The following is an 832-nucleotide window of genomic DNA, read 5'->3' on the forward strand; positions in this document are numbered from 1 at the left end:
TTTCACCAAATCCCTTTTTCCAGGTATCTATCGCTATTTTTTGAAGATTTTTAGCACCTTCCCCCGTTAAACCTAAAGAAGCTTGAATCTTTCGTTGAGAGCTATCAAAATCTATTGCTATACCTACAGCACCTTTACCAAGTTCAATCAATTGTTGTGACATACCTTGTAGTATTTCACTAGCTTCCATTAAGTTATTTAAATCTAATTTTTTCCCTAGTTGCTCCATACTGTCTGCAGCTTGATCTCCACTCTGATCAACATCATGAAGTGAGGTTTCAAATTGCTTTAATGTAGTTTTCGCCTGATTTAATTTTGCTTCAAGTTGCTGTACTTCTGCTGAATTCTCACCATACACACGCTTTGCTGCACTTAATTGTCTCTCTAAGTTATCAACTACTCTATTGGTCAATTGCATTTGTTGACCTAGCTGTCTTTGAGCTAACTGTAATTTATCTGCCGCACTAGCATTTGAGCCTAGTTCCGCTTGTTGCAATTTAAAAGAACTCGTTAAATTCTTTTGTTCCGCTTCAAGTCTTTTCGTATTTTCTTGTAGCTTCACCAAATCTTCTCTTGCTTCCCTAGCTTCAATTCCTTGTTGTGAAAGACCTTCATTCACTCGCTTCATTGCATTATTAAGTGAGGTTTCAGCTCGTTCAGCATCCAATAATTTTCCATACATTTTGTTAAGCTGTTCAGCTGTAGTGTTAGTATCCCTGGACATTGCTTCATATTCAGCTCGCAACATAGCTGTTCTTTTCTTTGCGGCTTCCATTTGAATCTCTAGTTTTTTCTTCTCAGCACGGAGTTTATCAGTCATAGTGGCATCTTG

General features: G+C 37.6%; 1 pseudogene. It reads right to left on the minus strand.

The annotated features are described in order from the left end of the window. Nucleotides 1-832: pseudogene (locus tag CN288_RS27795) on the minus strand (phage tail tape measure protein); the annotation flags it as partial.

It is taken from the genome of Bacillus sp. AFS023182 (assembly GCF_002560575.1).
Lineage (GTDB): Bacteria > Bacillota > Bacilli > Bacillales > Bacillaceae_G > Bacillus_A > Bacillus_A arachidis.